Genomic DNA, 23,358 nt, shown 5'->3' on the forward strand with positions numbered 1-23,358 from the left:
ATGTTTGGCCGGGTAGGTGTGATGACACGCGGCGGCAGTGCGGAAATGCGACTTGCCGAACAAAGCCTTGAGACCCTAGTCTGGACTAAATAGTTCCATTTAGTGGGACGGGCAGATCAAACCAACTTCACCGACAAACCACGCGCCACAACGCGACGACGAACCTGCAGGAGCCATCAGCGGCACAGCCGCCTGCGCCCATGCTGAACCCGATGACGACAGAGCTATGGCGCACGCACCGATTTGGACTTACCGACATGGACATGGACTCCTCATCCTGGCTGAACGCACTCGGCGATGCCGGAAGCAAACGGGACGCGGCGCTGTCCCGGCTGCACAATATGTTGCTGAGGGTGGCTTTCCATGAGACGTATCGCCGTGGACCCGCCTTCCGAATCAACGGGCCGGAGCTCGAGGACCTTGCACATCAGGCCGCCGATGATGCGATGGTTTCCCTACTTGAGAAACTCGACACTTTTCGCGGGGAGAGCAGATTCACCACCTGGGCTTACCGCTTTGTCGCGCTGGAGGTCTCGAACAAACTCGCCCGGCACTTAAGGCGTAGGCCATCCGTGTCCCTGGATGCCGAGGAATGGGAACAACTCCCTGCACTCTTCGGAGCGGACCCGCTCGCTCAGACACAGCAGCGGGAACTGATCACGGCCGTGCAGCGGGCAATGAACGAGACATTGACCCATCACCAGCGCCGCTTCTTCGTCGCAGTCGTGGTCAACGGTGTGTCAATCGACGCGATGGTGTGTAGATCTGGATCGAATCGGGGCGCGATCTACAAAACCATTTTCGATGCCCGGCGCAAAATCCGTGCCTACCTGATCGCCAACGAATATCTGGAAGGGGAGCCGGCATCTGGCCAATCCATCGAACACACGAAGGTGGAAGCTCATGTCCGGATGGCATGAGCGGCTTGAGCAGTTCGCTGGCACCGCGAGGATCAGAGCCTGATCCTCTGGCTTTGTCAGGGAGACTTAGTCAGTAGACAGGCTCTCGATATGAGAAAGCGCCATGTCAATCGATGTCGCCATGGGTGTTACATCCCGGGCGGTCTGTGCCAGCATGTATCCTCCTTGGACGGCACCCATGAGTCCGGTCGCGAGCTGCTCAATCGAGGCCTCAGGTGGAAGCGCACCACCATCCTGAAGCCTGCGCAACACGCCGGCCAGCAGTCCTTGCCACTCAGTAAAGAGCTGAGACACGGCGCGTCGGGCGGCATCGTCTTGATCGGAGACTTCGGCGGCCAGCGAGCCGAGCGCGCAGCCGTAGGCGCCATGTCGTAGTGCGTTGTTCTGGACCAAGGCATCGCGCCAGCGGCGCAGGCCCGTGACCGTGGAGACGTGGCCAAGAGCATCGCGCTCACGCTGGATGATGCGCGCGCCCACATGATCTACGACGGCCCGCACGAGTTCGTCTTTGCCTGCGAAATGGTGATACAGCTGCGACTTGCTCACTCCACTGGCCATTACAACGTCGTCGAGCGTGGTGGCCCCAACCCCCTGGACATAGATCAGCTCGGCCGCCGCGGCGACGATCTTTGCCCGCGTCTTTTCACCGCGCGCCGTGAGGCGCCTGCCACTGCGCGAGTCAACCGTTGTCATCACAAATCCATTTTATCGAACTGCTCGTTCCCGTCCGTGCGGGCGGGTCGTCATCCCCTGCCTCAAAAGACACGAGCGCAAGGTCGAGTGCGGCGTTGAGGGGCAGAGGGTCTTGAGCGATCTGACTCAGCGTGCTGCCTCCATGAAGCGCCGCAAGAATCAGAACAGCCGTCTTCTGAGGATCGACATCGCTCTTCGGACCTCGTGGGGAAGGGCACGGGTTCCCCCGCATGACGCCGGACCGGAGCAAACGATCCAACGCCTCGGCGAGGAGCTCGCGCCACTGATCGAGGAAGTCGGAGCGGTCACGCACGTCGCCGGTCTGGCGCAACGCCAACGCGTATGGGGACTGCGGGGTCATGAGCTCCTCGACGATGCGATGGCGCCAGCTGGTCAGCATCGCCCGGTCAGTGATCCCAGCCAGGTGAACTCTTTCGCGGGCCAAAACCTCCCCGAAGTATGTCCTCATCCCATCCTCCTTCCAGGTCGGCTCGATCGGCCGGGATGGCCTTCCCGGTTCCGGACCGGTCTTGTCCAGGTACGGGCTGGTTTCCGTTCCTGACGACGTCAATTCTCCGACAGGGACTTATTCGTCCCGGCGGCAATGGCAGTGCGAACCTCGCGCATGTCGAGGTTCTTGACGAACTCTACGACCTGCGCGAGAGCGGTAGCCCGAAGGGCGCCAACCTGATTGAAGACAAGGACTCCCTCACGAAACGCCATCAGCGTCGGGATGGAAGTGATGCCTGCGGCTGCTGCGACGCGCTGCTCCGCTTCGGTATCGAGCTTGCCGTGAACGATGCCAGGATTATCCTTTGCGGATCGCTCGAAGATTGGGCCGAACTGCTGGCAAGGGCCACACCACGGGGCCCAAAAATCAACGAGAACAATGTCGTTATCCTTAATGGTGGTCTCGAAATTATCGTCCCTGAGCTCGACGGTTGTCATAAATTCCTTCTCCTCGATACGCGTGCTAAACAGTGGGTCTTGCCGTGCTTTGGACGTGAAGTCGGGATAGGCCAAGGGCCCGCGCCACGGCGCTGTTGCGGGGGACGCACGATGAAGTCGTCCGCGCCGACGGCGTCGTTGCCGGTACATCCACGTCTGCAGCCTCCTGCTCTCGTTCGGTCGGCGTGACCGTACTCCCAGTGGTTCCCGCCATGCTGGCTCCCTATCAGTCCGGTTGTGGGCTGCACATACTTATATGCGTCGGTCCTTTGCGCCGTCTTACCAACAACCTCAACCGCGATCCTCTTTGGAACGACATCACCAGGGTGAGGATCCAGCCCCTTTCAAGGGCGCAACTCTTATCGATGTGTCGCGGTAAGACATGCCCGTTTTGTGCCGCTAACCTTGCAGATCCAAAAATGCGCTGTAGAAAAAAGCGTTTAGGTGATGGGTCGGATGTAAGGAGATGAATGATGAAGTCGATTGTGATGCCGGAACAGGCCTGGAAACGGGGGATTCCTTTTTCGATGTCAACCCGGGCAGGCGGGTCAAGACAAAGACGATCTTTCTACATCGGGCCGTACGGATACGGCATACCCTGCACAGTCAATCAGCGAAAGGACGCCTCAATGACCGCCTTCGAATTCCAAGTCGTCAACGACGAGAAAACCGGCATCTACGAGGCCATTCTCGGCGACACCGAAATCGCAGGGCTGCCCTACAACCTCGTCGACGACGATCGACTTGTGCTGCTGGCCACCTCAGTGTTCCCCAAGTTCCGTAAACAGGGAATCGCCACCGAGCTAATCCGCCGCGTCTTCGATGATGTGCGCGCACAAGGAAAAACGGTCACCATCATGTGCCCGATCGTTCGTACCTTCATCGAGCGCAACCCGCAGTACGCCGACCTCATCGACCCCAAGCACCCAGGAGTGATCAGAGGGTCACACGGATCCTAAACCCAACGCTCTGGGGGAGTGAAACGAGAAGTGTTGGAGACGTGCCGAATTTTCCAATTGAAAGGTCGAACGATGGCAATCGCATTTGGTTTTATCAAGCGAAATTTTCGTCCGGTTTGGTGGGCTTACGTCCTTTTGGGCCCCGCATCGGGGGGCGATTACTTCGCACCTATCGTGCATTCGCACGACGACTTCGAACAGGCATCTGAAGCGGACCTTGCCGGCTTCGAAGTGGAGACGGACACGCACGCGTACCGCTACGCGGTACGGCGGGACGACCTTCCGAACGAACACCTCTGAGATCACGGAGGGAGCTACAGCTGGCGCTCAACGCAAGGATCAACTATGAGTCATGAGACAAGACAACAGACAGGCAACCAAATGAAGGCGATAGTGGTAACGGATCAGGCCGCAGGGGCGGTCGGAATGAGGCTGCTGGAGCGTCCAGAGCCAGCCGCGGCAATCAACGACGTCATCGTTGAGGTCCATGCGTCGGGATACGTACCGACTGAGGTGGAGTGGTCGTCTACCTGGACGGATCGGGCCGGACGTGAGCGGTCGCCGTCGATCATCGGACACGAACTGGCTGGAGTGGTGACGGCCCTTGGCTATGGCACGACAGGGCTTTCGCTGGGACAGCGGGTGTTTGGTATCTCGGACTGGCATCGTGATGGCACACTAGCGGAGTACGTGGCGGTCGAGGCACGCAACCTCGCGCCTCTGCCGGGCGATGTCGACTTCCCGGTCGGTGCGAGCCTGCCGATCTCTGGCCTCACAGCCTGGCAGGGACTGTTCGTGCACGGCCGCCTCCAGGCCGGGCAAACCCTCCTCGCGCATGGGGCGGCCGGCGCTGTGGGGACCATGGTGACACAGCTCGCGCGCGAGGCTGGCGCCTATGTCATCGGCACCGGACGCGCCGCCGACCGTCAGAAGGCGCTTGACTTCGGCTCTCACGAGTTCTTGGATCTCGACAATGGCACCCTCGAAGACATCGGCGCAGTCGACCTGGTGTTCGACGTCATCGGCGGGGACATCCAGAAGCGGTCCGCAAGCCTAATCCGGGCCGGGGGAACGCTGGTGACCGTCACCGGGCTGGCCGACGCGCGGCCCACAGACGGGCTTGCGGTCGACTTCGTGGTCGAGTCCATTCCGGCCCAATTGACCGAGATCGCCCAGCGGGTGCGGGATGGCCGGCTGCGAACGAACATCGGGAACGTCTCTACTCTCGACGACGCCATTGCCGCCCTCAACCCGACCGAGCGACGAAAGGGCAAGACCATCATCACCGTTCGTTCATAGGCACTCCGCACGCTGACTGCTGATCGACCGCCCGCAGGAGTTCCTAGATGCGCAGCCATTCCAGCTCGACGTGAACCGGACTCTCGCTGATGGTGAGCTGTCCGCCCGCCAATGGCTCGCCGTTAATCCGGATCGACGCCGGACGGGTGAGCCGCACCCGCGTCCCGTCCGATGGTGCCAGCCACCCGGCTCCAGGAAGTCGACGCACGGTGAAGGAGGCACCTTGCGTGTCCCAGCTGAGATGATCGACGGCGAGCCCTCCGCGTGCGCAAAGTCCCGTCACGGACCCGCGCGGCCATGCGGCAGGTACCGCCGGCAGTACTGACAGCGAGTCGGTGGTGGACCCGAGCAACATCGAGGCGACGAGTCCTGGAAGACCTCCGCTTGCGTCCAGGTTGAAAATCCTGCCCGCATCGTGCGTTGTTGTGAGCGTCGGGCCCCAATGATCGATCGCGAGCCAGTTGACGCAGGTCCCGGCCGCCGCAGCATCACCGAGCGCTGCGGCGGCCATCCCGAGCTGGACGAGGCCGAAAGCCATCTCCATACGTCCAGGCGGCGCGGTGGGCGCCTCAGCACGCCAGGCTATCTTTTTCCTCACGGTTGCAGAGGCGGCTGCACGCAATCGCCTCGCGTCCTCGCCGTCGCCATCAAAGGCCGGATCAATCTCGTACCACAGCGGGTAAAGCTGGGAGGCGTGGCGGTGTGCAATGTTCTCGTTCCACTGTGGGTCAAGCCATTCGGCAAGTGTGCCGTCGCCTGCGACGCGATAGGCCGGCAGGTGGCGCAGGACATTTGACCATCGTTCATCCAAGGAGTCGTCGCCGCGGGCTCGGCCAAGTAGCGCTGTCGCCCGGGCAGCATCGCGGAGAACCGCGACGTCGATCGTCGCGTCAGTCGCGAGGGGGACCCGGGCGCTTCCCGGTGTGTTCTCGGGTGAGTAAGAGGGGACAATCCTGAGTACGCCGTCGACTTCAGGAAATGCGGTTTCGGCAAAACGGAGGACTCCTTCGGCCAGTTCCCACACTCTGTCGTCCACGATCGATCGATTGCCGGTAGTGGCCACGGCATCGGCTATGACCCGCAGAACCCACCCGCCGCACCCGCTCCAGAACAGGTGGGGATATTGCTCGGCGAAATGGTTGGCGCGGCCGTGGGTCGACATCCGCGACGGTAGTAGCATTCCCTCGGCACCAAAGACCAGTCGTGCGTTATCCCGGTAGTCGTCAAGATGCGGGAGTACGAGGTTGAGGAGCGACAGGGCAAGCTCCGGGGTGCCTGTTGGAGTCATACCTGCCATGGCGCCATTCTGTACGTTGCCGTTGAGGGTGTAGTCGGCCGACCAAGCAGGCCGCCAGGTTCCCTGCCAGACACCCTGGAGGGTCGGCGGCAGCTCGCCGGTGGAGGCGATGATGTTCGCCCGTCCGCTCAAATACGCTGCCTCGACCACCCGGCGTCGCGCATTTTTGTCACCGATGCGGGCCTTTGCCCAAAGTTCCTCGGTTCGTGTCTCGGACGAGCCGCTTTGCAGATCGAGGATTGACGCGGCAGTGAGGGGATAACGCGCTTCCCGCTGCCCGTTGCGGACTTCATCCCACGACGTCGGAATGGCGCCGGCCGCTTTAGCGTTTCGCCCGGTGGGCGGCAGCGTGATGTCGACGCGGATCAGTCGCGGGACCTCGGGCCCCGTCTGTGCACCCGAGCGTGTAACGTCTCCATCGACCTCCCACGTCGTCCCCGTCACTGCCGTAACGGCAGCACGGATGGCAGTGGGCCCATCGCCTGCAGAAGCCACGAGTAAGCCACGGTCCCCGCCCTCGAAAATCGCGTTGACAGCGGCTGAAGCGTCGGGAACCCCGGTGTCAAAGGACGTCGGCTCGCCGGCACCCAGGCTTAGCTCGACCATGCTGGTGCTCTCGCATTCCGACTCGAGCGCAAGCAGGACAGACTCGCTACCGTGCGGGGCAATGAGCCGGAGCGCGTGCCGCCTAAGTTCGAGGTCGGTCCACTCAACCGCGACTTCGCCGAGAAGCGGATCGATGGTCCGCTGCGACATAGAGACGCCGCCGGGCGTACGTATGGTCAGTGTCGCGCAGAGACCAAGTGGGTCGGTCCAGATCAGGTCGTCGCCATACCCGCTGGCGCGGACGCCGTCGCTGAGCGCGCCGCTTGCGGCGTCGGCATCAGCAGAGAGGAGGGCGTCCCGCAGCCGCCCACGCACAGGAGCGAGGTCGGGTGCGTCAGGTCGGGGATTCACGGGGAGGAAGTAGTTCTCGTGCGCGAGGGAGATGGTGATCGCGTCGGCCGGACCGTACGCGACGGCACCGACCCGACCACTGCCGACGATAAGCCCTTCCTCCCAGGTAAGCGCCTTCGTGGCCGTCACAAAGACGGGTCCTTGTTGTGCGGGGGCAGCGGGAAGGCCAGTCATTAAGCCGACTCTCGCTGCACGAGGGAAGTGCTCAGAATTGGCCGCCGCTCGACGTCGCGCCCACGCAGGACCGCGAGGATGGTCTCCGCGGCAACGCGGCCCATGTCCTCCAACGGCTGTCGAACCGTCGTGAGTGTTGGGTCCATGGTGGTGGCGATGGTGACGTCGTCGAAGCCGATCACGGCGACGTCGGACGGAACGCGTCGACCCGCTGCCTGGAGGACCCGAATCGCCCCGCTCGCCATCAGGTCGGAGGACGCGAAAACGCCGTCGAGGTCCGGGTATCGCTTGAGGAGCCGCGCCATCGCAGCTGAACCGCTCATCAGGGTGAAGTCGCCATGCACGATCGGGCTGTGGTCGATGCCGAGTTCCGTGAGCTCGTCGCGCCAGCCCCTGATGCGCTCGCGGGCTGGCTCCATATCGTTCGGGCCAGCAATGATGCCCAGTCGTCGCCGTCCGGCGTCGGCAAGCGCCCGGGCAGCGAGCCTTCCGCCACCGTAGTTGTCAGAGTCGATGACGATCGCGTCGGGAGCAAGTGGGACGCGGGGTTGCCCAACCCACGCGATCGGAATGGGGGAGTCGGTGAGCGCCTGCGCCAGATGCGTGATCTCGTGCTGAAGGATGACGATCGCACCGTCGATCGCCCCCGAGCGCAGAAACCGTGGGATCCGGTCTCCCTCGTCGTGGTCGGCCGGGACCAGTATGGGTTGGACTTCGCCGGCGTAAAGGCCCTTCGCGGCGCCCTTGAGCACCGAAGTGAAGAACGTGCCTGTCAGGCTGTCAAGCTCGTTGAAGGCGACGATGAGAGCGATCGCCCCCGCGCGCCCGCCGCGCAGCATGCGTGCTGCACTGTTGGTCTCATAGCCCAACTCCTTTGCGGCGTGCTCGACAGCCGCTGCCATCGTGACGTCGACATTCGTCTCACCGGCGAGCACCCGCGCAGCCGTGGCACGGGACACGCCCGCCATTTTGGCAACATCCACCAGGGTGGGTCTTGGCATTGTGCATCCTTCTGAAGGTTGTCGACGGCGGACCTTGGTTCATCGAAACGCGTCCCATTGGCGAAACTTTGTTATCCAACAGTATAGAGATCGATACCCCGACGATTGAAGTGTTGTCCCAAAAAGCTATTGCGTGGCGCCAAACTGCAAGCTACGGTTGGCCCAGAGATCGTTCTCTGGCTCCAGACTGAACGCTCTGAAATCCCTTCCAAGTCCCCAAAGAAGAGGAATTGTCGTGAAAAGAAGCTTGTCGGCGATAATCGCCACTGCAGCAGCACTTACCGTCGCTCTCACCGGATGCTCCTCCGGCGGCAGCGCAAAAGCAGCCGACCCGAATGCGGAGGTTTCCTTCTGGTCCTTCACCGGGATCAACGCGAAGGACAGCGTCAATGAGTACGCCAAGAAGGTGCCCGGCGCGAAGGTCAAGCTGACTGAGGTCGGAAGCACCACCGAAACCGCAACTGCCCTCACCGCCGCGCTGGCCGGCGGCAAGGTCCCCGATCTCGTCATGATCCAGAATGACGATTTGCCCAAGTTCGTCGAGAACAGCACCAACTTCCTGGACCTGCGAAAGCTGGGCGGTGACAACATCGCCCACGACTATCTCGACTGGGCCGCGGGTGCTGCGACCGCGCCGGACGGCTCCGTCATCGGCATTCCGACGGATGTCGGAGGACTGGGTTTCGCCTACCGTGCGGATCTCTTCGAGCAGGCCGGCCTGCCGACGAACCCCGATGAGGTCGCTGCCATGTGGAAGGACTGGCCCTCGTTCATCGAGATGGGACGGAAGTACACCGCCGCCACGGGTAAGCCTTTCGTGGACAATATTGAGACCAGCGTCTTCTTCTCGACCGTTAACCAGGTCAGTGAGAAGTACTATTCGGACGAGGGAAAGCTCGTCTACGACACGAACCCGCAGGTGAAAGACGCGTTCGACGTCGCAGTCAAAACCCACGACGCCGGCATCAGTGCAGGTATTGCGGCGTGGTCCTCGGGCTGGGCTCCAGGCCGTGCGAACGATGCCTTTGCCGTCACCATTGCTCCCTCATGGATCCTCAAGGGCATCAAGACTGATGCCCCTGACACCGCGGGCAAGTGGCGCATCGCCAGCGTGCCCGGCGTCGGTGGCAACTGGGGTGGCAGCGTTATAGCCATCCCGGCCCGCGCGGAGCACCCCGAGGCCGCCTGGCAGTACATCAAGACAATGATGTCGGCTGAGGGTCAAACGGACCACTTCACGCAGTCGGGCACCTTCCCGGCGGCGACCTCCGCCGTCGCAAGTCAGTCAGTCCTGGACTACACCGACCCCTTTTTCGGAGACTCGAAGATCGGCAAGGTCATGGCCACCTCCGTCCAGCAGTTCCCGTCGTTCTATAACGGCCCCGACACCACCCCGATCAACGGTGCACTCCTGAACACCCTCGTCCAGCTGGAAGCCGGCGGTGTCACGTCCGATAAAGCCTGGACGACCGCCCTCCAGACGGCCAGGCAGGCCATCGGCGGCTGATCGTCCCACCCACCCGAGTGGCCCGGCGCGGACAGGGCCGGGCCACTCTTCGACGGAGGTACACCTATGTCATCGGCGACAGCCACTCTCTCCCGCAAACAGCGCAAAGCCCCGATTGAGAAGGCCAGGCGGATCCGTAACCCGCTCGCTGAGCGAATCGCTCCCTACGCTTACGTTGCACCCTTCTTCATCATCTTCATTGTCTTTGGGCTTTTCCCCCTCGTCTTCACCTTTTACGTCTCGCTTTTCGACTGGAACCCCATTGGAAAGCAGACCTTCGTCGGCTTTAAGAACTTTGAGCAGCTCTTCGCCGACGGACGGTTCTGGAATGCGCTACTGAACACGTTCGGGATCTTCCTGATCTCGACGATCCCACAGCTGCTTCTAGCGCTTTTTCTCGCGCACCTGCTTAACCATGCGCGTCTTCGCTGGGCGAACTTCTTTCGCATGGCACTGCTGGTTCCTTACATCACCTCAGTCGCAGCGACCGCGATCGTCTTCGCGCAGATCTTCGACAAGAACTTTGGCCTCATCAACTGGTTCCTGGGACTGTTCGGGCTCCCGTCGGTGAACTTCCTTGCCACCAACTACGGCTCCTGGATCCTTATCTCGGCAATGGTCATGTGGCGCTGGTTCGGGTACAACACACTGCTTTACCTGGCTGGATTGCAATCGATGCCCCGGGAGATGTTCGAGGCGGCTTCCGTGGACGGAGCTTCGAGCTGGCAGCAGTTCCGGCATCTGACGATCCCATCGCTGCGTCCCATCATCGTGTTCAGTGTCATCATGTCAACCATCGGTGGGCTGCAAATCTTCACGGAGCCGCTTCTTGTATCGCCCGAATCCGGCCTGACCTGCGGGGCGGGCCGACAGTGCCAGACTCTTTCCCTCTTTCTCTATGAGCAGGGTTTCGGCCTCTTCAAGTTTGGCTATGGTTCCGCAATCGGCGTCGTGCTGTTTGTGATCGTCGTTCTCGTATCGCTCCTCAACTTCTTCCTGTCCACACGTACGAGAAAGGCCAGCTGATGTCAGATGTAATCGATGAGGTTATCCCGCAGCGCCTGGCCGTCCGTGGGGTGAAGCCGGGCCGCCAACCCAAGCGGCGCGGCAAGGGCGGCGGAGTCAGCCGGCGCGTGTACATGTTCCTCGCCCTCGCCGTCATCGTGTCGGTGTTCCCGCTGTACTACATGTTCGTCATCGCGTCTGCGGGAGCCACAGCTGTGACCTCAATCCCGCCCCGAATGTATCCGGGCACGCAGTTCTTCGAGGTCGCCGCGAAGGTGTTCGACACCGTCCCGTTCTTCGCTTCGCTGATCAACAGTATTTTCGTCTCGCTCACAATCGCGGTCGTTTCCGCGATCATGTGCGCGATGGCGGGCTTCGCATTCGCCAAGCTTCAGTTCCCCGGCCGGAATTTGTTGTTCCTCATCGTCCTTTTGACGATGACTGTCCCTGCGCAGCTCAGTGTGATTCCGCAGTATCTGATCATTTCCGGACTTGATTGGGTGGACACGCTGCAAGCAATCATCGTGCCTGGGCTGGCCAGTGCGTTTGGTATCTTCTGGATGCGTCAACATATGGCGACCACCGTGAGCGACGAGCTTATCCAGTCGGCCCGGATTGACGGTGCTAATTCGTGGCAGATGTTCTGGGGGATCGCATTCCCGGTGGTGCGTCCGGCCGCGTTTGTGCTTGGACTGATTACGTTCACCAGCGTGTGGAACGACTTCATGTGGCCGTTTATTGTCCTGAAATCCCCGGAGCTGTTCACCGTGCAGATCGCGCTGAAACAACTCCAGGCCAACCGTACGATTGATGTTGCCCTGGCCATGGGCGGCTCGTTCCTGGCTACGCTGCCCCTGCTGATCGTGTTCTTTTTTGTCGGCCGGCGCATGGTGTCCGGGATCATGGATGGGGCGTTCAAGGGCTGATGCTGCACAATATTTCCAGCGCAAATGCATTGCCCATCACCGGTTCTACACACACCCCCGGTCGGCAGGACTGGCGGGATCGCTCTCTTCCTGCCTGGGAACGCGCTTGCTTGCTTACCGCCGAGCTGACCCTTGAAGAGAAAGYGGCCCAGCTAGGATCCGTTTGGCTTACCGATTCCGCGGACGACTTCGCGCCCGAGCTGGAGGGCGGTGTTGAGTCCGGCGCCGATCCGTTTGAGGGTGGACTCGGGCAGTTGACTCGAGTTTTCGGCACGGAACCGGTCACCGTTGCGGAGGGAGTGCGCCGCCTGCGCGAGTTGCAGGAGCGCGTCGTTGCAGGCAACCGCTTCGGCATTCCAGCCATCGCGCACGAGGAGTGCCTCACCGGGCTTGCAGCCTATGGCGCCACCGCATTCCCGACGCCACTCGCCTGGGCGGCCACCTTCGACGAGGAACTGGTTCACCGGATGGCGGAAGCTATCGGCTCCGACATGCGCGCACTCGGCATCCACCAAGGCCTCGCTCCCGTGGTGGATGTGGTGAAGGACTACCGCTGGGGCCGCGTTGAAGAGACCCTCGGTGAAGACCCTTACCTCGTGTCGCAACTGGGTGCCGCATACGTAGCCGGACTGGAGAGCACGGGGATCATTTCGACGCTGAAGCACTTCGCCGGCTACTCAGCATCCCGCGGTGCCCGTAACCACGGCCCCGTCAGCATGGGTGCGCGTGAGTTCGCTGACACTGTACTACCGCCATTTGAGTCCGCGCTGCGCCAAGGAGGTGCCCGCAGTGTCATGACGTCGTATACGGATATCGACGGCGTGCCGAGCAGTTCAAACGGGCACCTCCTGACGACGTTGCTGCGGGACCGTTGGGGCTTCGAGGGCACCGTGGTGGCGGACTACTGGGCTGTGCCGTTCCTCTCAGCGATGCATCACGTCGCGGTTGATACGGCCGACGCGGGTCGCCTTGCCCTGAGCGCAGGAGTCGACGTCGAACTTCCGCAGACAGCGGCGTATGGTGAGTTGCCGCGCTTGATCCGAGAGGGCATCGTGGACGAACACGACCTCGATCGCTCGGTCCAGCGCCACCTCCGGCACAAGTTCGAGCTGGGGCTGTTCGATGACGTGCCACTGGTCCCGGTCGATGCTGAGAGCGTCGATCTGGACAGCGGCCACAATCGGTCGATTTCATCGCGCCTTGCAGAGGAGTCCGTAGTGCTGCTCCGTGACGAGGGCGCCCTGGCGCTTCTCAGTTCGGGGAAGATCGCTATCCTTGGCCCGGCGGCTGACCAATTCCGCAGCCTGGTTGGGTGCTACGCATTCCCCAACCATGTGCTGTCGAAACACCCCGGCCACGATCTCGGCATCAAGATTCAGACTGTGCTGGACGCTGTCCGCGAGGAGTTCGGTGCGGAACGTGTGCAATTCGAGGTCGGTGCTGAAATCACGTCCGAGGACTCCGACGCCCTTTCCGCCGCTGTTGCGCTTGCCCGCGACAGTGACGTTGCCATCGTGGTGGTTGGAGACATTGCCGGGCTGTTCGGCGACGGCACCTCAGGCGAAGGCTGCGACGCCGCGGACCTTCGGTTGCCCGGCGGACAGGATGCACTCGTCACCGCCATTCTCGACACTGGAGTGCCCACTGTCCTGGTCGTCTTATCCGGCCGCCCTTACGCCCTTGGTGCTTACGGGAAGGCGCGTGCCATTATCCAAGCATTCTTCCCCGGAGCCGATGGCGCCGCTGCGGTTGCAGGATTGCTATCCGGTCGCGTCCCGCCGACAGGACGCCTGCCCGTGCAGATTCCGCGCTTTCCCTACGCCTCGACGACGTACCTGCAGCCAGCGCTCGGGCTCTCGAATCCCGGGATCACCGCCTTGGACAACACGCCGCTGTACCCGTTCGGGTTCGGGCTCACCCGGGGCGCGATTGTCTACGAAACCATCACCGCTGCCGCGAACCTCAGCACTGATGGCTCGCTCGTCGTGGACGTGACGATACGCAACGACGGCGATGACACCGTGGAGGTCATCCAGCTCTACGCGGCGTTCCCGTCTGCCCCAGTGGTTCGCCCGGCCGCACAACTCATCGGATACGCACGGATCCCGATCGGATCCTCTGAATCGCGGACAGTCTCCTTTCACGTAGACGCAGCCCGACTCGCGATCACAGGTGTTGACGGGACGCTGGGAGTGGACCCCGGCCCGCTGCGGCTCATCGCTGGCCCCTCGGCTGCCGAAGCCGCGGTAACAGCTGAGGTGACTATCGTCGGCGAACGACGACTGCTGGCCGAGCGCGTCCTGCGCACACCTTGGTCGATCACCGCCGCGACTGGCTAGATGGAGCGGTTCTTCCCGGCTCGGGCTCGACCTGCATTCCGTGACGGGGAGACCGGCAAGCCTTCAGTCACGACAGTCGGGCCAGAGTTGGCGGCTCGTTTCCTGAATGCCAAAGCCACAGGATTTGGGTCGCGGGTCCGTCTCGGAAGGAGTCCTGCACCCCGTCGTCGGATGTGTGACTCCGCTCGACACTTTAACCGGTGAGCTTCCCTTGGGGGCTCCGCCAAAGTTAGGGGTGGCTGTTATGCGCTTCATGGCTCCTCCTGCATCCTGCTGGTTCAACCATGCTGCAACTGGATCAAGAGTTCCCCTGGTTTTGCGCAGCTTCGGCAAAGTTTATGGACAGGAAAAGGCGTCAAGCCACAGGGGAAGGGCCAGGGCGTTGCGTTGTAGCAATCCCATCTTGTTCTTCCGGCCTGCTAGATCCCGGACAAACTGCCGACTGCGCAGATTGCTCCTTCAGCGCTCCGCGCCTCGGCGCCGTTGGCCAAGCCATCCGGCCCCGGGACGATCGAGAATGTCTGGGGTTTGGTCATCGGGGAGGCCAGCCGGTAGCTAAAGGTTTTACCCATCAGGTCGATTCCTTCACGGCGCATGTGCTCGCCCATCATCAGAGCCAGAAGAGGCCCGTGGATCACCAATCCGTCGTAGCCCTCATTAAGGCACCAGTCGAGGTCGTAGTGAATCCTGTGCGCGTTATACGTCAGTGCGGAGAATCGGAACAGCAGGCGTTCATCGGCGGCTTGCTCCAGCACAGGCCCCTCGGGTGGGGGCGGCGGGGTTTGCGGGTTGGGCAGTGAGCCGCTGCCCGGGGCCCGGTAGACAATGTCCTGTTCTTCGCGGATCACCAGACTATTGTTTTGGAAGACTTCGTGGCGAACGGTGGTGAAAGTCAGCGGCCCTGTGCGGCCGGCTTTCTCGACTGATCCGGCCACGGCAATGACTTTTGTGGCCGGGGTTCCGATCTTGAGTTTGCCGAAGGTGGAGACGCGACCCCCGGCAAACATTCTGCGCCGCCCCGGGCCAGGCGGGGCCGGAATACCCACAGTGGGATGACCATCCGGCCCCAGGTCGCTCTGCCGGTTGCGCTCCAGAAGATAGAGCCAGTGCCATAGCGGGGGGACTGTTGTGCCCTCATCGAAGGGCACAACAATATCCAGTGCGGCCGCAAGGGATTCAACGGGTTCCGCGGCGATGAGTTCAGTGCGTTCGACCCGCTCGGTCAAGGTAGTTGTTGTCATAGTGAGTCACACTCCAGATGGGTAGAGGGGTTGCGCTGAGGGCGTTGATCAATTTGTCGAGGGTGGATGCTGAATCCAGGTTCTCCACCGCCTCGATCAGCTGCGCTGCTGCCTCGTTGCCGTAGGGGCGCAGAACGGCCTGTGCTTTGGCGACGACCTCACCGTGGGTCATGGGGTTCTTTTCGGAGCCTTTGGCATCTGTGGGGTTTCCGGCCAGGAGCGTGATTTTTTCGCCGGACTTCAGGTCAAAATCGAGGCGGGGCCCGTCCTCCAGTTGGATTGAGGAGTCCAACACCATCGAGATCTTGGCGAAGATCTCTTGGATCCGGGGTTCCGAAATGCGCGGTGGGTCGAATTGCTCCAACCCTACTGAGCGGTTCTCCAGCGCCACGCTGATGGCGTAGGGCAAGCTGAATTGGGCATCAAACACGGTCTCGATGGGGTCAACATTGAGCATGTTGATCGCAGTTTCGCCCGCGGTCACGGTGATGGAGAGTACGTCGGAGGGTTGAAGATCGCGTTCGGCGATCAGCTTCAGCACCGCGTCAACCGCAGAGTGGCTGCCTCGGCAACAGGCATAGGGTTTGAGATAGGATGTGGAGACGTTGAAGGTCTCACCAAGACGTGCTGTAACCCGTTCCGGGAAACCCCGGCCGTCCCCATAGGTGGCAAAAATCCCACCCCATGGAGCCTCGAAGAGCCGATGAGGCCCGGTGATACCCGCTCGGGCCAAAAACGCTGCGTCGATTCCTGACTCGCCGGCTTTGCCTGGGTGCACCCGCTTGGTCCAGGCGCCATCTTCTATGAAGGCCCAGACCCCTCCGGTGAATGAGCCGGCTATGCCGAGCGCATTCGCGAAGGTGGCCGCGTCAAGACGCAGGATTTTGGCGCAAGCGGCAGCCGCAGCAAAGGTGCCAAAGGTCCCGGTGGAATGCCAGCCCCGGTCGGTATGCGCGGCAAATCCGCCGATGCCCTGCAGGAGCCGATAACTGACGTCATAGCCCGCACAGGCGGCGACAATCAAGTCCTTGCCGCTTGCGCCGACCAGTTCTGCGGCAGCGATCGCGGCTGGCAAAGTTGCCGAACCAGCGTGTCCGGGGCCGCCGCCGTCGTCGAAGTCCCGTGCGTGGGCCGAGGTTCCATTGGCAAGTGCCGCGTGGGCCGGGTTCAGCCGTCCGCGGGTGCCCCAGATGAGGCATGGACCACCGTTTGACATGCCGGAGAGGGCATTGCGGACACGGCGCGATTCCTCCGAGAGGATACCTGCCATAGCCACGGCCAGTGTGTCGAGGATGTGGTCTTTCATAGCGGAAATCACATCCCGTGGGAGGTCGTCGTAGGTGATTCCGGCCCAGTATTCGGAGAGAACTTCTGTGATGGACGGTTCGGAGTGGGATTCAGTTGACATGAATGACCTCAGCTTCTGGGGCCAAGATCGACGGTTAGTTTCTTAATCGTCCACCGCCCGGCGGTCTGGCTTATTGCTGATTCGGATTCGACGACGCTGGCCTGGGGGTATTGGCGCGCGAGGTGTGAGACGACCTCTTCGATTTCCACCTTCGCCAGTCCTTGACCCAGGCAGTTGTGAGGGCCCGTGCTGAACGTGAGTGGCTGGTTTCGCTCGCGGCCCAGGACGAAATCGCCGGGGTTTTCGAACCGTTCAGGGTCTCGGTTGGCTGACCAGACGGCCACATGCACATCGGCGCCGGCCGGAATGGTGATCCCGCCAACCTCCATGTCCTCCGTCGCAATCTTGCTGATAACGCCGGTCCGGGGATAGAGGCGGAGCGCTTCAACGACTGCGGCAGGTATCCAGATAGGGTCGGCAACAATCTGTTCCCAGACTTCCCGATTACGCAGCAAATTCCACACGACCAGGCCGATCTGGTGGCCAGTGTTCACGGAACTTGCTTCAAGCATCGAGGTTGCCTCGTCGAACAGTTCCTGTGCGGTGAGCTTCCCCTCGTCTGCGAGTGTCATCAGGTGGGAGAGCATGTCGTCGCCAAGGCCCAGGCCACGCTTTCGCTCCATCAGATCGTTGAGGTACCGGAACAGTTCGTCGTAGGCCGCGAGGATGTCGGGTTTCAGGCTGGGATCCCTCGCCAGAAGCGCCAATGTCCGTTCTGACAATTCCTGTACTTTGGGTGCGTCGGATTGCGGAGCTCCCGCCAGATGGCAGTACACCAAGGAGGGGATTCTGCGATCGACCCCGGCATGGAAATCCACCGGCTTGTTGTCGAGGTCATTGAAGATGCCTGTCACGATGTCCGTGAGGACGTCGCGGGTGTTCTGCACTGTTGCTGGGCCCATGAAGCGGGCAAGCGGGGTGCGCAAGCGCAGTTGCTGGGCTCCGTCTTGCATGATGATGCTGCGGGCTCGAAATCCGTGGACAGAGCCGTCGTTGATGCCGAACTCTTCCATCAGTCGCAAGGCTGAGTTGGCAAACCGTGGATTGCGCAGCACCTCGGTAGAGAGTTGGTAGGACAGGACGGCGTAGCCATCGGATCCGACCGCGATTCCTCCATCGGGAAGCGCGCCGCCCTGGTGGTCGGTGGCCTGTGGGGAGAACAGTTCGAATGCTGGCACTGTGGTTGTCATGACCGCGAAATCGCTCCCATCGGACAGCAAAGGATGACTTCTTCAAGTTCGCTTTCGCGATCGTCTTCGACGTCGGAAGCCAGCTGTACCAGCGTGCCATCCTTCTCTATGTGGAACACGTCCGGCATTAAGGCTGCGCAGGTGCCGTTGGCATCGCAGCGCTGCAGGTCCACGTTGACTTTGATCATGGGGATGCCCTTTCTCGGAATCATCGGGCCGGAGCAGCCCGGGTTTCCGGGCAAGGAGTGCGGCGACCATTTGGTGTTTCAAGGTCTACCTTGGTGCCACCCGCGACATTTCACAAATACCAAAATTCCGGGATACTCATCTATTTCGCATATACCTTGATTGGTACCGCACCCGCTTGAGAGCGAAGAGGTGTTCCCTCACGCAGGGGTTTGATCGCCGGAAAACAGGGCTGTAAACCGCTCAGCTACCGGAGTTATTACGCCTTCACGTCGCGTGACGATGGCAATCGGCACGTTGGGCCAACCGCCAACCACGGGGATTTGTGCGACATTCGGGTGGAGGCGGGCCATCTCCAAGCTTGAGAGGGATACTCCGACTCCGGCACCCACCAACTGTGCGGCAGTCATGACGGTCGGTACCTGGATCACCTCTGTCGGGTTTGCCCCCGAGGATGAGAACTTGTCGGCCCAGATTCGCCAGAGGATGCGCACTCCCGGAATTCGGGCGGGCAGGATCCAGGTGGCATCCGTCAGCGTCGCAACGTCCACTGGCGTGGTTTCCGAGAGGCCCCAGGATCTGGGTGCGATGAGCGTCAGCGGCAGTTCGTCCACAACCGTGATGTCGAAATGCACTCCGTTGATGGGTTGCAGCGGCTCCTCGGCCACTATGGGCATGATCGCCAGGTCAAGGGTGCCATCGGCCAGCCGGTCCAGCTGCACTTTGGGATTGGCGTCTGTCAGGTCCAGGGTCACGTTTCGGTAGATCGAGAGGAACTCCGAGATTTTGGTACTGCCGATCCGCCATAGGCACATCGGTTCGCACCCGAGGTGGAGTTCGCCCGCAAGCCCCTGCCCCATGGCTTTGAGCGTGTCTGAGATTCTTCGCTCTTCCGCTAGAAGCCGGCGGCCGGCATGGTGCAGATACTCGCCCGCGGCGGTCAGTTCTATGCCCCGGGGCTTCCTGTCGAACAGGGTCACTCCGAGCTCTTTTTCGAGCTTTGCCATAGCCATGCTCAAGGGCGGCTGGGATATCCGCAAGGCTTGGGAAGCCTCGGTGATGGAACCGTTCTCTGCCACGGCGATGAAGTATCGAACATTCCTGAGCTCCATGCATTCAGTATATGGAAACCTCTACTAATTGGTATTTGATGTATGGCCAGATGTGGACGACCGTTGGTTGAGGGCAGCGACGCTCACGTCATTTCGCAGGTTTACAACGGAGGCATCATGGAATACCAGCAGCAGGTAATTGTGGCCGGAGCCGGTCCTACTGGTCTGCTCAATGCACTGGGCCTGGCACAGCAGGGACTGGACGTTACCGTCGTCGAACGCTCAAGGGAGCCAAGTGACGCCCCGCGGGCGATCCTCTACCACTGGTCCACACTCGACGGTCTGGAACGTCTCGGTCTTTTCGACGACGCTTCACGGGCCGGGTTCCTTAAGCAGGATTATGCCCATCACGTCCGGGACACCGGTGAAACTATTAATTACGGTTTGAAGGCGTTGGAGGGCCGCGTAACCCACCCCTACAACCTGCACCTCGGCCAGGGTGCGCTGGCCACGATCATTCTTCGCCACCTTGAGCAATTTCCCAACGTCCGCGTCCTCTGGGGACACCAGATCACGGGGCTGACCCAGGATGACTCAGCAGTGACAATCACGGCGGAGCACGAAGGCAATTCGGTCCAATTGCGGGCTCCCTGGCTCATAGGTGCGGACGGTGCGGGCTCTGCCGTCAGGAATGCATTGAATCTGCCTTTTGAAGGTTTTACGTGGCCGGAGCGCTTTGTTGCCGCCAACATCCGTTTCCCCGACGACCGCAAGGGCTGGGCCCAAACGACCTTCTACGTCGACGATGTTCTCGGAGCAATCATCGTGAAGATCGATAATTCCGGGCCCCACGGACTGTGGCGCTACACCTACATGGAGGATGCCGTTCTACCCGAAGCAGGCGTGGTGGACCGTCTGCCTCGGTTCCTGGAACAGATATTCGGCCCTGAGGTGGCTGCCGGCACCACCCTGGATGCCATTGCGCCTTATCGTATGCACCAGCGAAGTGCTCCAACCTACCGGCTTGGCCGCGTTCTGCTTGCCGGGGACGCGGCCCATGCAACAAACCCGACAGGCGGCTTCGGGCTGACCATGGGGCTCTTCGACTCCTACCTGCTGAACGAGGCATTGGGCGCCGTGATTGCGGGAAATGCCGATGAGTCCGTTCTTGATGCCTACTCCGAACTACGACGCGCCGCTTTCATTGACAAGGCCAGTCCCCGCGCCACCGCAAATAAGCGGTTGATCTTTCACTCGTCGGACCCTGTTCAGAGGGATAAAGACCTGGAGCTGTTCCGGAGGATGGACAACGATCCAGAACTGGCCGCAGAAGTCCTCTACTTCACCAAGACACTCGAGACACCCTCGCTTGTTGCCGCATAAGGCGCCTTCGCGTTCGTCAACAAGCCGGCACTATCTACTTCAGGAGTTAACATCATGCTTCCTCTGAGCGGCATCACAGTCGTTTCGCTTGAGCAGGCGGTCGCAGCACCGTTTGCTACACGCCAACTCGCCGATTTGGGGGCCAGGGTCATCAAGATCGAGCGCCCAGGCGTGGGCGACTTCGCCCGCGGGTACGACGAATCCGTCAAGGGCTTGGCGAGCCACTTTGTTTGGCTGAACCGGTCCAAGGAGTCAGTCGCCTTGGACCTGAAGAGCCCGGAGGGTCACCGTGCCGTGCRCGAGTTGGTTCGCAGTGCTGACATCTTCGTTCAGAACCTGGCCCCGGGTGCGGCAGAACGTCTCGGGCTCGGCGCCGATGCCTTGCGTGCTGAGCGTCCGGAGCTGATCCACGTCTCAATTTCCGGCTATGGTGCCGACGGCCCATATTCGTCAAAGAAGGCTTATGACCTCCTGGTGCAGTGCGAAGCCGGTCTGGTGTCCATTACCGGCTCTGAAGAGACCCCATCCAAAGTGGGGATTTCGATTGCGGATATCGCCTCCGGTATGTACGCCTACTCAGGCATCCTGACTGCGCTGCTTCAGCGCGGGCAGACCGGGGAGGGGGCAACCATCGAATTATCGATGCTCGAGGCGCTCGGTGAATGGATGGGATACGCCATGAACTATGCAGTTTACGGCGGAACCGCACCAAAGCGGACAGGTTCATCACATGCAGCAATCGCCCCGTACGGTCCCTTCACGTGTGGTGACTCGCAGCAGGTGTTCCTGGGAATCCAGAACGAACGTGAGTGGGCAACCTTTTGTGAGCGGGTCCTTGGCCGTCCGATGGTCGCATTGGATGAACGCTTCGCGCGAAATTCCCTGCGTGTAAAGCACCGAGCGGACCTCACGTTGGTGATAGAGGAGGGGCTGTCCCGGTACACGGCGGACGAGGTTGTGGACTTGCTTGAGAAAGCCGGGATAGCGAACGCACTGCTGCGTGACATGCAGGGCTTCGCTGACCACCCCCAACTGGCGGCGCGCAACAGATGGCGGGAATATGACTCACCGGTCGGGCCCTTACGTGCCCTGATTCCTCCAGCCACGTTCGTCGGGCAGGAGCCTGTGATGGGTCGCGTTCCCCAAGTGGGAGAAGACACCGAACGCATTCTGGCAGAGTTCAAAGTGCTGGAAACGACATGAGCAAGGACTCTTTAGCGATGCTTCAGAGCGCCCGCTCGTTCCTGTTCGTCCCGGGCGACCGGCCTGAGCGGTTCTCGAAAGCTCAAACTTCCGGGGCTGATGTGGTCATCCTCGATTTGGAAGACGCCGTCAGCGCTCGCAATAAGGATTCGGCCTTGCTGGCCGTCACCTCTTGGTTGTCAGGAACAGGTCAAGCCGTGGTTCGGATCGAGCGGGACCAGGAGCTTGCTTCTTTGAGGGGCATCCCTGGACTTATTGGGGTAATGGTGCCCAAGTCCGAAAACCCGGACCACGTGTCCAGAGTCCATCAAACGCTGGGATGCCCCGTCCTAGCGCTCATTGAGTCAGCCTCCGGCGTTGTGGCTGCCCACTCACTGGCGAGTGTTCCGGGCGTGGCCCGACTGGCTTTCGGAGAGCTCGATTTCGCGGCTGATATTGCCGCGCAGCCGAACCAGCGCGCAATGTTGCTGGCGCGTTCATCACTGGTCCTTGCCTCCCGCGCGCAAGGCCTTCCAGGTCCCCTGGACGGCGTAACGCCAAAGTTCGACGACGACTCCGCGCTGACGCAGGACCTGCACGCCGCCATCGAGTTGGGAATGTCGGGAAAACTCCTTATTCATCCCCGTCAGGTGGCCGTAACGCACCACGTCTTCCGTCCCAGCGACCACGAGGTCGCGTGGGCGCACCGGATTGTGAAATCCATCAGCGAGGGGGGAGCCGTGGTCAAGGTCGACAGTGCCATGGTGGACGCCCCTGTGCTGCGGCGCGCGCAAGCCATCCTCGGGCGCCTGGCGTCCGATGCACGCGCGCTGGTCAATCACCGGGAAGCACACGCCGGCGGCAGCCTGGCGGAGGAGGACAAATGAGTCACCCTATGAATCATCGGCCTGTTGCCGTCATCACCGGTGGCGGCGGAGGCCTCGGAAATGACATCGCCGATCGCCTGGCGGACGACGGGTTCGACCTCGCGCTCCTTGACGTCTCGGCGTCGGCACTACAGAGCGCTGCAGCCCGACTCTCGGAGAGATCCCCGAAACTCAAAGTGCTGACGTATGCGGGGAACCTGGCCGAGGAATCAGTGGTCGCCGAGACCTTCACCCGGATCGAGGAGGAGTTTGGGCGCATCGATGTCCTCGTAAGCGCGGCTGGAGGCAGTGGCACTGCCAAGGTCCGTGAACTCTCGGAACTGAGCGCCGAGGTGTGGCGTGCAGTGATCGAAAGCAACCTCACCAGCACTTTCCTGTGCGCGCGGCAGGCTGTCCCGGTCATGCTGAAGCGCGGCTATGGACGGATCGTAAATTTCTCGTCGCTGGTTGCCGACGGTCTCGATGGGCCGTCAGGAACTGTAGGCGCCCGGCTGGCCTATGCTGCGTCCAAGGGAGGCATCGTAAGTCTCACCAAGCAGCTCGGCAAAGACCTCGGTGGCACCGGGATTACCGTGAACGCCGTAGCTCCTGGACTCATCCTCCCCACCACTGGGCGGGTCCGGGACACCTTCGAGGTGATGGGGGCGGAAGAGAAGGCCGCCACCTCTGCCGCCATCCCCGTTGGCAGACCAGGAACCGGCCGCGAGATTGCCGCGGCCGTGGCATACCTCGCCTCAGCGGCAGCCGCATTCACGTCAGGCACCGTCCTGCACGTGGACGGAGCAGCATCTTGACCACCAGCCC

At 61.6% G+C, this 23,358-nt stretch carries 22 protein-coding genes; 12 read left to right on the forward strand and 10 right to left on the reverse strand.

Features of this window, described 5'->3' with window-relative positions:
- Positions 1 to 212 precede the first annotated feature (212 nt).
- A complete protein-coding gene (locus AB4Y87_RS14705; protein ID WP_442005067.1) occupies positions 213 to 920 on the forward strand; it encodes an RNA polymerase sigma factor in 708 nt (235 codons plus the stop codon).
- Between the two features lie 66 nt (positions 921 to 986).
- On the opposite strand, the gene AB4Y87_RS14710 is transcribed toward AB4Y87_RS14705, so the two are convergent.
- The 3 genes from AB4Y87_RS14710 to trxA all read right to left on the reverse strand — a co-directional run bounded on the left by AB4Y87_RS14710 (position 987) and on the right by trxA (position 2,561).
- A complete protein-coding gene (locus AB4Y87_RS14710; RefSeq protein WP_442005068.1) occupies positions 987 to 1,613 on the reverse strand; it encodes a TetR/AcrR family transcriptional regulator in 627 nt (208 codons plus the stop codon).
- The gene (locus AB4Y87_RS14715) at positions 1,600 to 2,082 is read right to left on the reverse strand and encodes a hypothetical protein (RefSeq protein WP_442005069.1); all 483 of its coding nucleotides are present in this window, start codon (positions 2,080 to 2,082) and stop codon (positions 1,600 to 1,602) included. The genes AB4Y87_RS14710 and AB4Y87_RS14715 overlap by 14 nt, the downstream gene beginning before the upstream one ends.
- Positions 2,083 to 2,180: 98 nt before the next feature.
- Entirely contained in the window at positions 2,181 to 2,561 is a 381-nt protein-coding gene (trxA, locus tag AB4Y87_RS14720) for a thioredoxin (protein WP_442005139.1), read from the reverse strand.
- Between the two features lie 527 nt (positions 2,562 to 3,088).
- On the opposite strand from trxA, the gene AB4Y87_RS14725 reads away from it, so the two are divergent.
- The 3 genes from AB4Y87_RS14725 to AB4Y87_RS14735 all read left to right on the forward strand — a co-directional run bounded on the left by AB4Y87_RS14725 (position 3,089) and on the right by AB4Y87_RS14735 (position 4,819).
- Positions 3,089 to 3,520, forward strand: coding sequence for a GNAT family N-acetyltransferase (locus AB4Y87_RS14725; protein ID WP_442005140.1), 432 nt, complete (start codon positions 3,089 to 3,091; stop codon positions 3,518 to 3,520).
- 72 nt (positions 3,521 to 3,592) lie between these two features.
- Positions 3,593 to 3,820, forward strand: coding sequence for a hypothetical protein (locus AB4Y87_RS14730; protein ID WP_442005070.1), 228 nt, complete (start codon positions 3,593 to 3,595; stop codon positions 3,818 to 3,820).
- A 45-nt stretch (positions 3,821 to 3,865) separates the two neighbouring features.
- Complete coding sequence (locus AB4Y87_RS14735) at positions 3,866 to 4,819, forward strand: NADP-dependent oxidoreductase (RefSeq protein WP_442005071.1); 954 nt, start codon at positions 3,866 to 3,868, stop codon at positions 4,817 to 4,819.
- Positions 4,820 to 4,862: 43 nt separating this feature from the next.
- On the opposite strand, the gene AB4Y87_RS14740 is transcribed toward AB4Y87_RS14735, so the two are convergent.
- Positions 4,863 to 7,247, reverse strand: a complete 2,385-nt coding sequence (locus tag AB4Y87_RS14740) for a glycosyl hydrolase family 95 catalytic domain-containing protein (protein ID WP_442005072.1) — start codon at positions 7,245 to 7,247, stop codon at positions 4,863 to 4,865.
- Positions 7,247 to 8,248 carry a LacI family DNA-binding transcriptional regulator gene (locus AB4Y87_RS14745; protein ID WP_442005073.1) on the reverse strand — a complete coding sequence of 334 codons (1,002 nt, stop codon included), beginning with the start codon at positions 8,246 to 8,248 and terminating at the stop codon, positions 7,247 to 7,249. Before AB4Y87_RS14745 ends, AB4Y87_RS14740 begins: the two co-directional genes overlap by 1 nt.
- A gap of 235 nt (positions 8,249 to 8,483) precedes the next feature.
- Between AB4Y87_RS14745 and AB4Y87_RS14750 the strand changes: the two genes are divergently transcribed.
- The 4 genes from AB4Y87_RS14750 to AB4Y87_RS14765 all read left to right on the forward strand — a co-directional run bounded on the left by AB4Y87_RS14750 (position 8,484) and on the right by AB4Y87_RS14765 (position 14,025).
- Positions 8,484 to 9,755 carry an ABC transporter substrate-binding protein gene (locus tag AB4Y87_RS14750; protein ID WP_442005074.1) on the forward strand — a complete coding sequence of 424 codons (1,272 nt, stop codon included), beginning with the start codon at positions 8,484 to 8,486 and terminating at the stop codon, positions 9,753 to 9,755.
- 66 nt (positions 9,756 to 9,821) lie between these two features.
- Complete coding sequence (locus AB4Y87_RS14755; RefSeq protein WP_442005075.1) at positions 9,822 to 10,781, forward strand: carbohydrate ABC transporter permease; 960 nt, start codon at positions 9,822 to 9,824, stop codon at positions 10,779 to 10,781.
- Between the two features lie 50 nt (positions 10,782 to 10,831).
- Positions 10,832 to 11,686 carry a carbohydrate ABC transporter permease gene (locus AB4Y87_RS14760; protein ID WP_442005076.1) on the forward strand — a complete coding sequence of 285 codons (855 nt, stop codon included), beginning with the start codon at positions 10,832 to 10,834 and terminating at the stop codon, positions 11,684 to 11,686.
- A gap of 110 nt (positions 11,687 to 11,796) precedes the next feature.
- Entirely contained in the window at positions 11,797 to 14,025 is a 2,229-nt protein-coding gene (locus AB4Y87_RS14765; protein WP_442005077.1) for a beta-glucosidase, read from the forward strand.
- A 419-nt stretch (positions 14,026 to 14,444) separates the two neighbouring features.
- Here the strand turns inward: AB4Y87_RS14765 and AB4Y87_RS14770 are convergent, their stop codons facing one another.
- The 5 genes from AB4Y87_RS14770 to AB4Y87_RS14790 all read right to left on the reverse strand — a co-directional run bounded on the left by AB4Y87_RS14770 (position 14,445) and on the right by AB4Y87_RS14790 (position 19,162).
- The gene (locus AB4Y87_RS14770; RefSeq protein WP_442005078.1) at positions 14,445 to 15,266 is read right to left on the reverse strand and encodes a mesaconyl-C4 CoA hydratase; all 822 of its coding nucleotides are present in this window, start codon (positions 15,264 to 15,266) and stop codon (positions 14,445 to 14,447) included.
- Positions 15,226 to 16,674, reverse strand: a complete 1,449-nt coding sequence (locus AB4Y87_RS14775) for an MmgE/PrpD family protein (RefSeq protein WP_442005079.1) — start codon at positions 16,672 to 16,674, stop codon at positions 15,226 to 15,228. Before AB4Y87_RS14775 ends, AB4Y87_RS14770 begins: the two co-directional genes overlap by 41 nt.
- A gap of 8 nt (positions 16,675 to 16,682) precedes the next feature.
- Positions 16,683 to 17,864, reverse strand: coding sequence for a cytochrome P450 (locus AB4Y87_RS14780; protein WP_442005080.1), 1,182 nt, complete (start codon positions 17,862 to 17,864; stop codon positions 16,683 to 16,685).
- Positions 17,861 to 18,052: a ferredoxin gene (locus AB4Y87_RS14785; protein WP_442005081.1), complete on the reverse strand. Its 192-nt coding sequence runs from the start codon at positions 18,050 to 18,052 to the stop codon at positions 17,861 to 17,863. The genes AB4Y87_RS14780 and AB4Y87_RS14785 overlap by 4 nt, the downstream gene beginning before the upstream one ends.
- A 198-nt stretch (positions 18,053 to 18,250) precedes the next feature.
- Positions 18,251 to 19,162 (reverse strand): LysR family transcriptional regulator, encoded by a 912-nt coding sequence (locus tag AB4Y87_RS14790; RefSeq protein ID WP_442005082.1) that lies wholly within the window; start codon positions 19,160 to 19,162, stop codon positions 18,251 to 18,253.
- A gap of 117 nt (positions 19,163 to 19,279) precedes the next feature.
- On the opposite strand from AB4Y87_RS14790, the gene AB4Y87_RS14795 reads away from it, so the two are divergent.
- The 4 genes from AB4Y87_RS14795 to AB4Y87_RS14810 are packed head-to-tail and all read left to right on the forward strand — an operon-like array spanning position 19,280 to position 23,348.
- Positions 19,280 to 20,485: an FAD-dependent oxidoreductase gene (locus AB4Y87_RS14795; protein WP_442005083.1), complete on the forward strand. Its 1,206-nt coding sequence runs from the start codon at positions 19,280 to 19,282 to the stop codon at positions 20,483 to 20,485.
- Between the two features lie 54 nt (positions 20,486 to 20,539).
- Positions 20,540 to 21,688: a CaiB/BaiF CoA transferase family protein gene (locus tag AB4Y87_RS14800; protein ID WP_442005084.1), complete on the forward strand. Its 1,149-nt coding sequence runs from the start codon at positions 20,540 to 20,542 to the stop codon at positions 21,686 to 21,688.
- Positions 21,685 to 22,554, forward strand: a complete 870-nt coding sequence (locus AB4Y87_RS14805) for an HpcH/HpaI aldolase/citrate lyase family protein (protein WP_442005085.1) — start codon at positions 21,685 to 21,687, stop codon at positions 22,552 to 22,554. Before AB4Y87_RS14800 ends, AB4Y87_RS14805 begins: the two co-directional genes overlap by 4 nt.
- Positions 22,551 to 23,348 (forward strand): SDR family oxidoreductase, encoded by a 798-nt coding sequence (locus AB4Y87_RS14810; protein ID WP_442005086.1) that lies wholly within the window; start codon positions 22,551 to 22,553, stop codon positions 23,346 to 23,348. The genes AB4Y87_RS14805 and AB4Y87_RS14810 overlap by 4 nt, the downstream gene beginning before the upstream one ends.
- The last annotated feature ends 10 nt before the right edge of the window (positions 23,349 to 23,358 follow it).

It is taken from the genome of Paenarthrobacter sp. RAF54_2, assembly GCF_052113945.1.
GTDB lineage: Bacteria > Actinomycetota > Actinomycetes > Actinomycetales > Micrococcaceae > Arthrobacter.

What these genes read in the sequence shown, in the direction of transcription:
- AB4Y87_RS14705 (WP_442005067.1), top strand. Translation starts at nt 213, where the DNA reads ATGACGACAGAGCTATGGCGCACGCACCGATTTGGACTTACCGACATG.
- AB4Y87_RS14710 (WP_442005068.1), bottom strand. Translation starts at nt 1,613, where the DNA reads ATGACAACGGTTGACTCGCGCAGTGGCAGGCGCCTCACGGCGCGCGGT.
- AB4Y87_RS14715 (WP_442005069.1), bottom strand. Translation starts at nt 2,082, where the DNA reads ATGAGGACATACTTCGGGGAGGTTTTGGCCCGCGAAAGAGTTCACCTG.
- trxA (WP_442005139.1), bottom strand. Translation starts at nt 2,561, where the DNA reads ATGACAACCGTCGAGCTCAGGGACGATAATTTCGAGACCACCATTAAG.
- AB4Y87_RS14725 (WP_442005140.1), top strand. Translation starts at nt 3,089, where the DNA reads ATGTCAACCCGGGCAGGCGGGTCAAGACAAAGACGATCTTTCTACATC.
- AB4Y87_RS14730 (WP_442005070.1), top strand. Translation starts at nt 3,593, where the DNA reads ATGGCAATCGCATTTGGTTTTATCAAGCGAAATTTTCGTCCGGTTTGG.
- AB4Y87_RS14735 (WP_442005071.1), top strand. Translation starts at nt 3,866, where the DNA reads ATGAGTCATGAGACAAGACAACAGACAGGCAACCAAATGAAGGCGATA.
- AB4Y87_RS14740 (WP_442005072.1), bottom strand. Translation starts at nt 7,247, where the DNA reads ATGACTGGCCTTCCCGCTGCCCCCGCACAACAAGGACCCGTCTTTGTG.
- AB4Y87_RS14745 (WP_442005073.1), bottom strand. Translation starts at nt 8,248, where the DNA reads ATGCCAAGACCCACCCTGGTGGATGTTGCCAAAATGGCGGGCGTGTCC.
- AB4Y87_RS14755 (WP_442005075.1), top strand. Translation starts at nt 9,822, where the DNA reads ATGTCATCGGCGACAGCCACTCTCTCCCGCAAACAGCGCAAAGCCCCG.
- AB4Y87_RS14770 (WP_442005078.1), bottom strand. Translation starts at nt 15,266, where the DNA reads ATGACAACAACTACCTTGACCGAGCGGGTCGAACGCACTGAACTCATC.
- AB4Y87_RS14775 (WP_442005079.1), bottom strand. Translation starts at nt 16,674, where the DNA reads ATGTCAACTGAATCCCACTCCGAACCGTCCATCACAGAAGTTCTCTCC.
- AB4Y87_RS14780 (WP_442005080.1), bottom strand. Translation starts at nt 17,864, where the DNA reads ATGACAACCACAGTGCCAGCATTCGAACTGTTCTCCCCACAGGCCACC.
- AB4Y87_RS14785 (WP_442005081.1), bottom strand. Translation starts at nt 18,052, where the DNA reads ATGATCAAAGTCAACGTGGACCTGCAGCGCTGCGATGCCAACGGCACC.
- AB4Y87_RS14790 (WP_442005082.1), bottom strand. Translation starts at nt 19,162, where the DNA reads ATGGAGCTCAGGAATGTTCGATACTTCATCGCCGTGGCAGAGAACGGT.
- AB4Y87_RS14795 (WP_442005083.1), top strand. Translation starts at nt 19,280, where the DNA reads ATGGAATACCAGCAGCAGGTAATTGTGGCCGGAGCCGGTCCTACTGGT.
- AB4Y87_RS14805 (WP_442005085.1), top strand. Translation starts at nt 21,685, where the DNA reads ATGAGCAAGGACTCTTTAGCGATGCTTCAGAGCGCCCGCTCGTTCCTG.
- AB4Y87_RS14810 (WP_442005086.1), top strand. Translation starts at nt 22,551, where the DNA reads ATGAGTCACCCTATGAATCATCGGCCTGTTGCCGTCATCACCGGTGGC.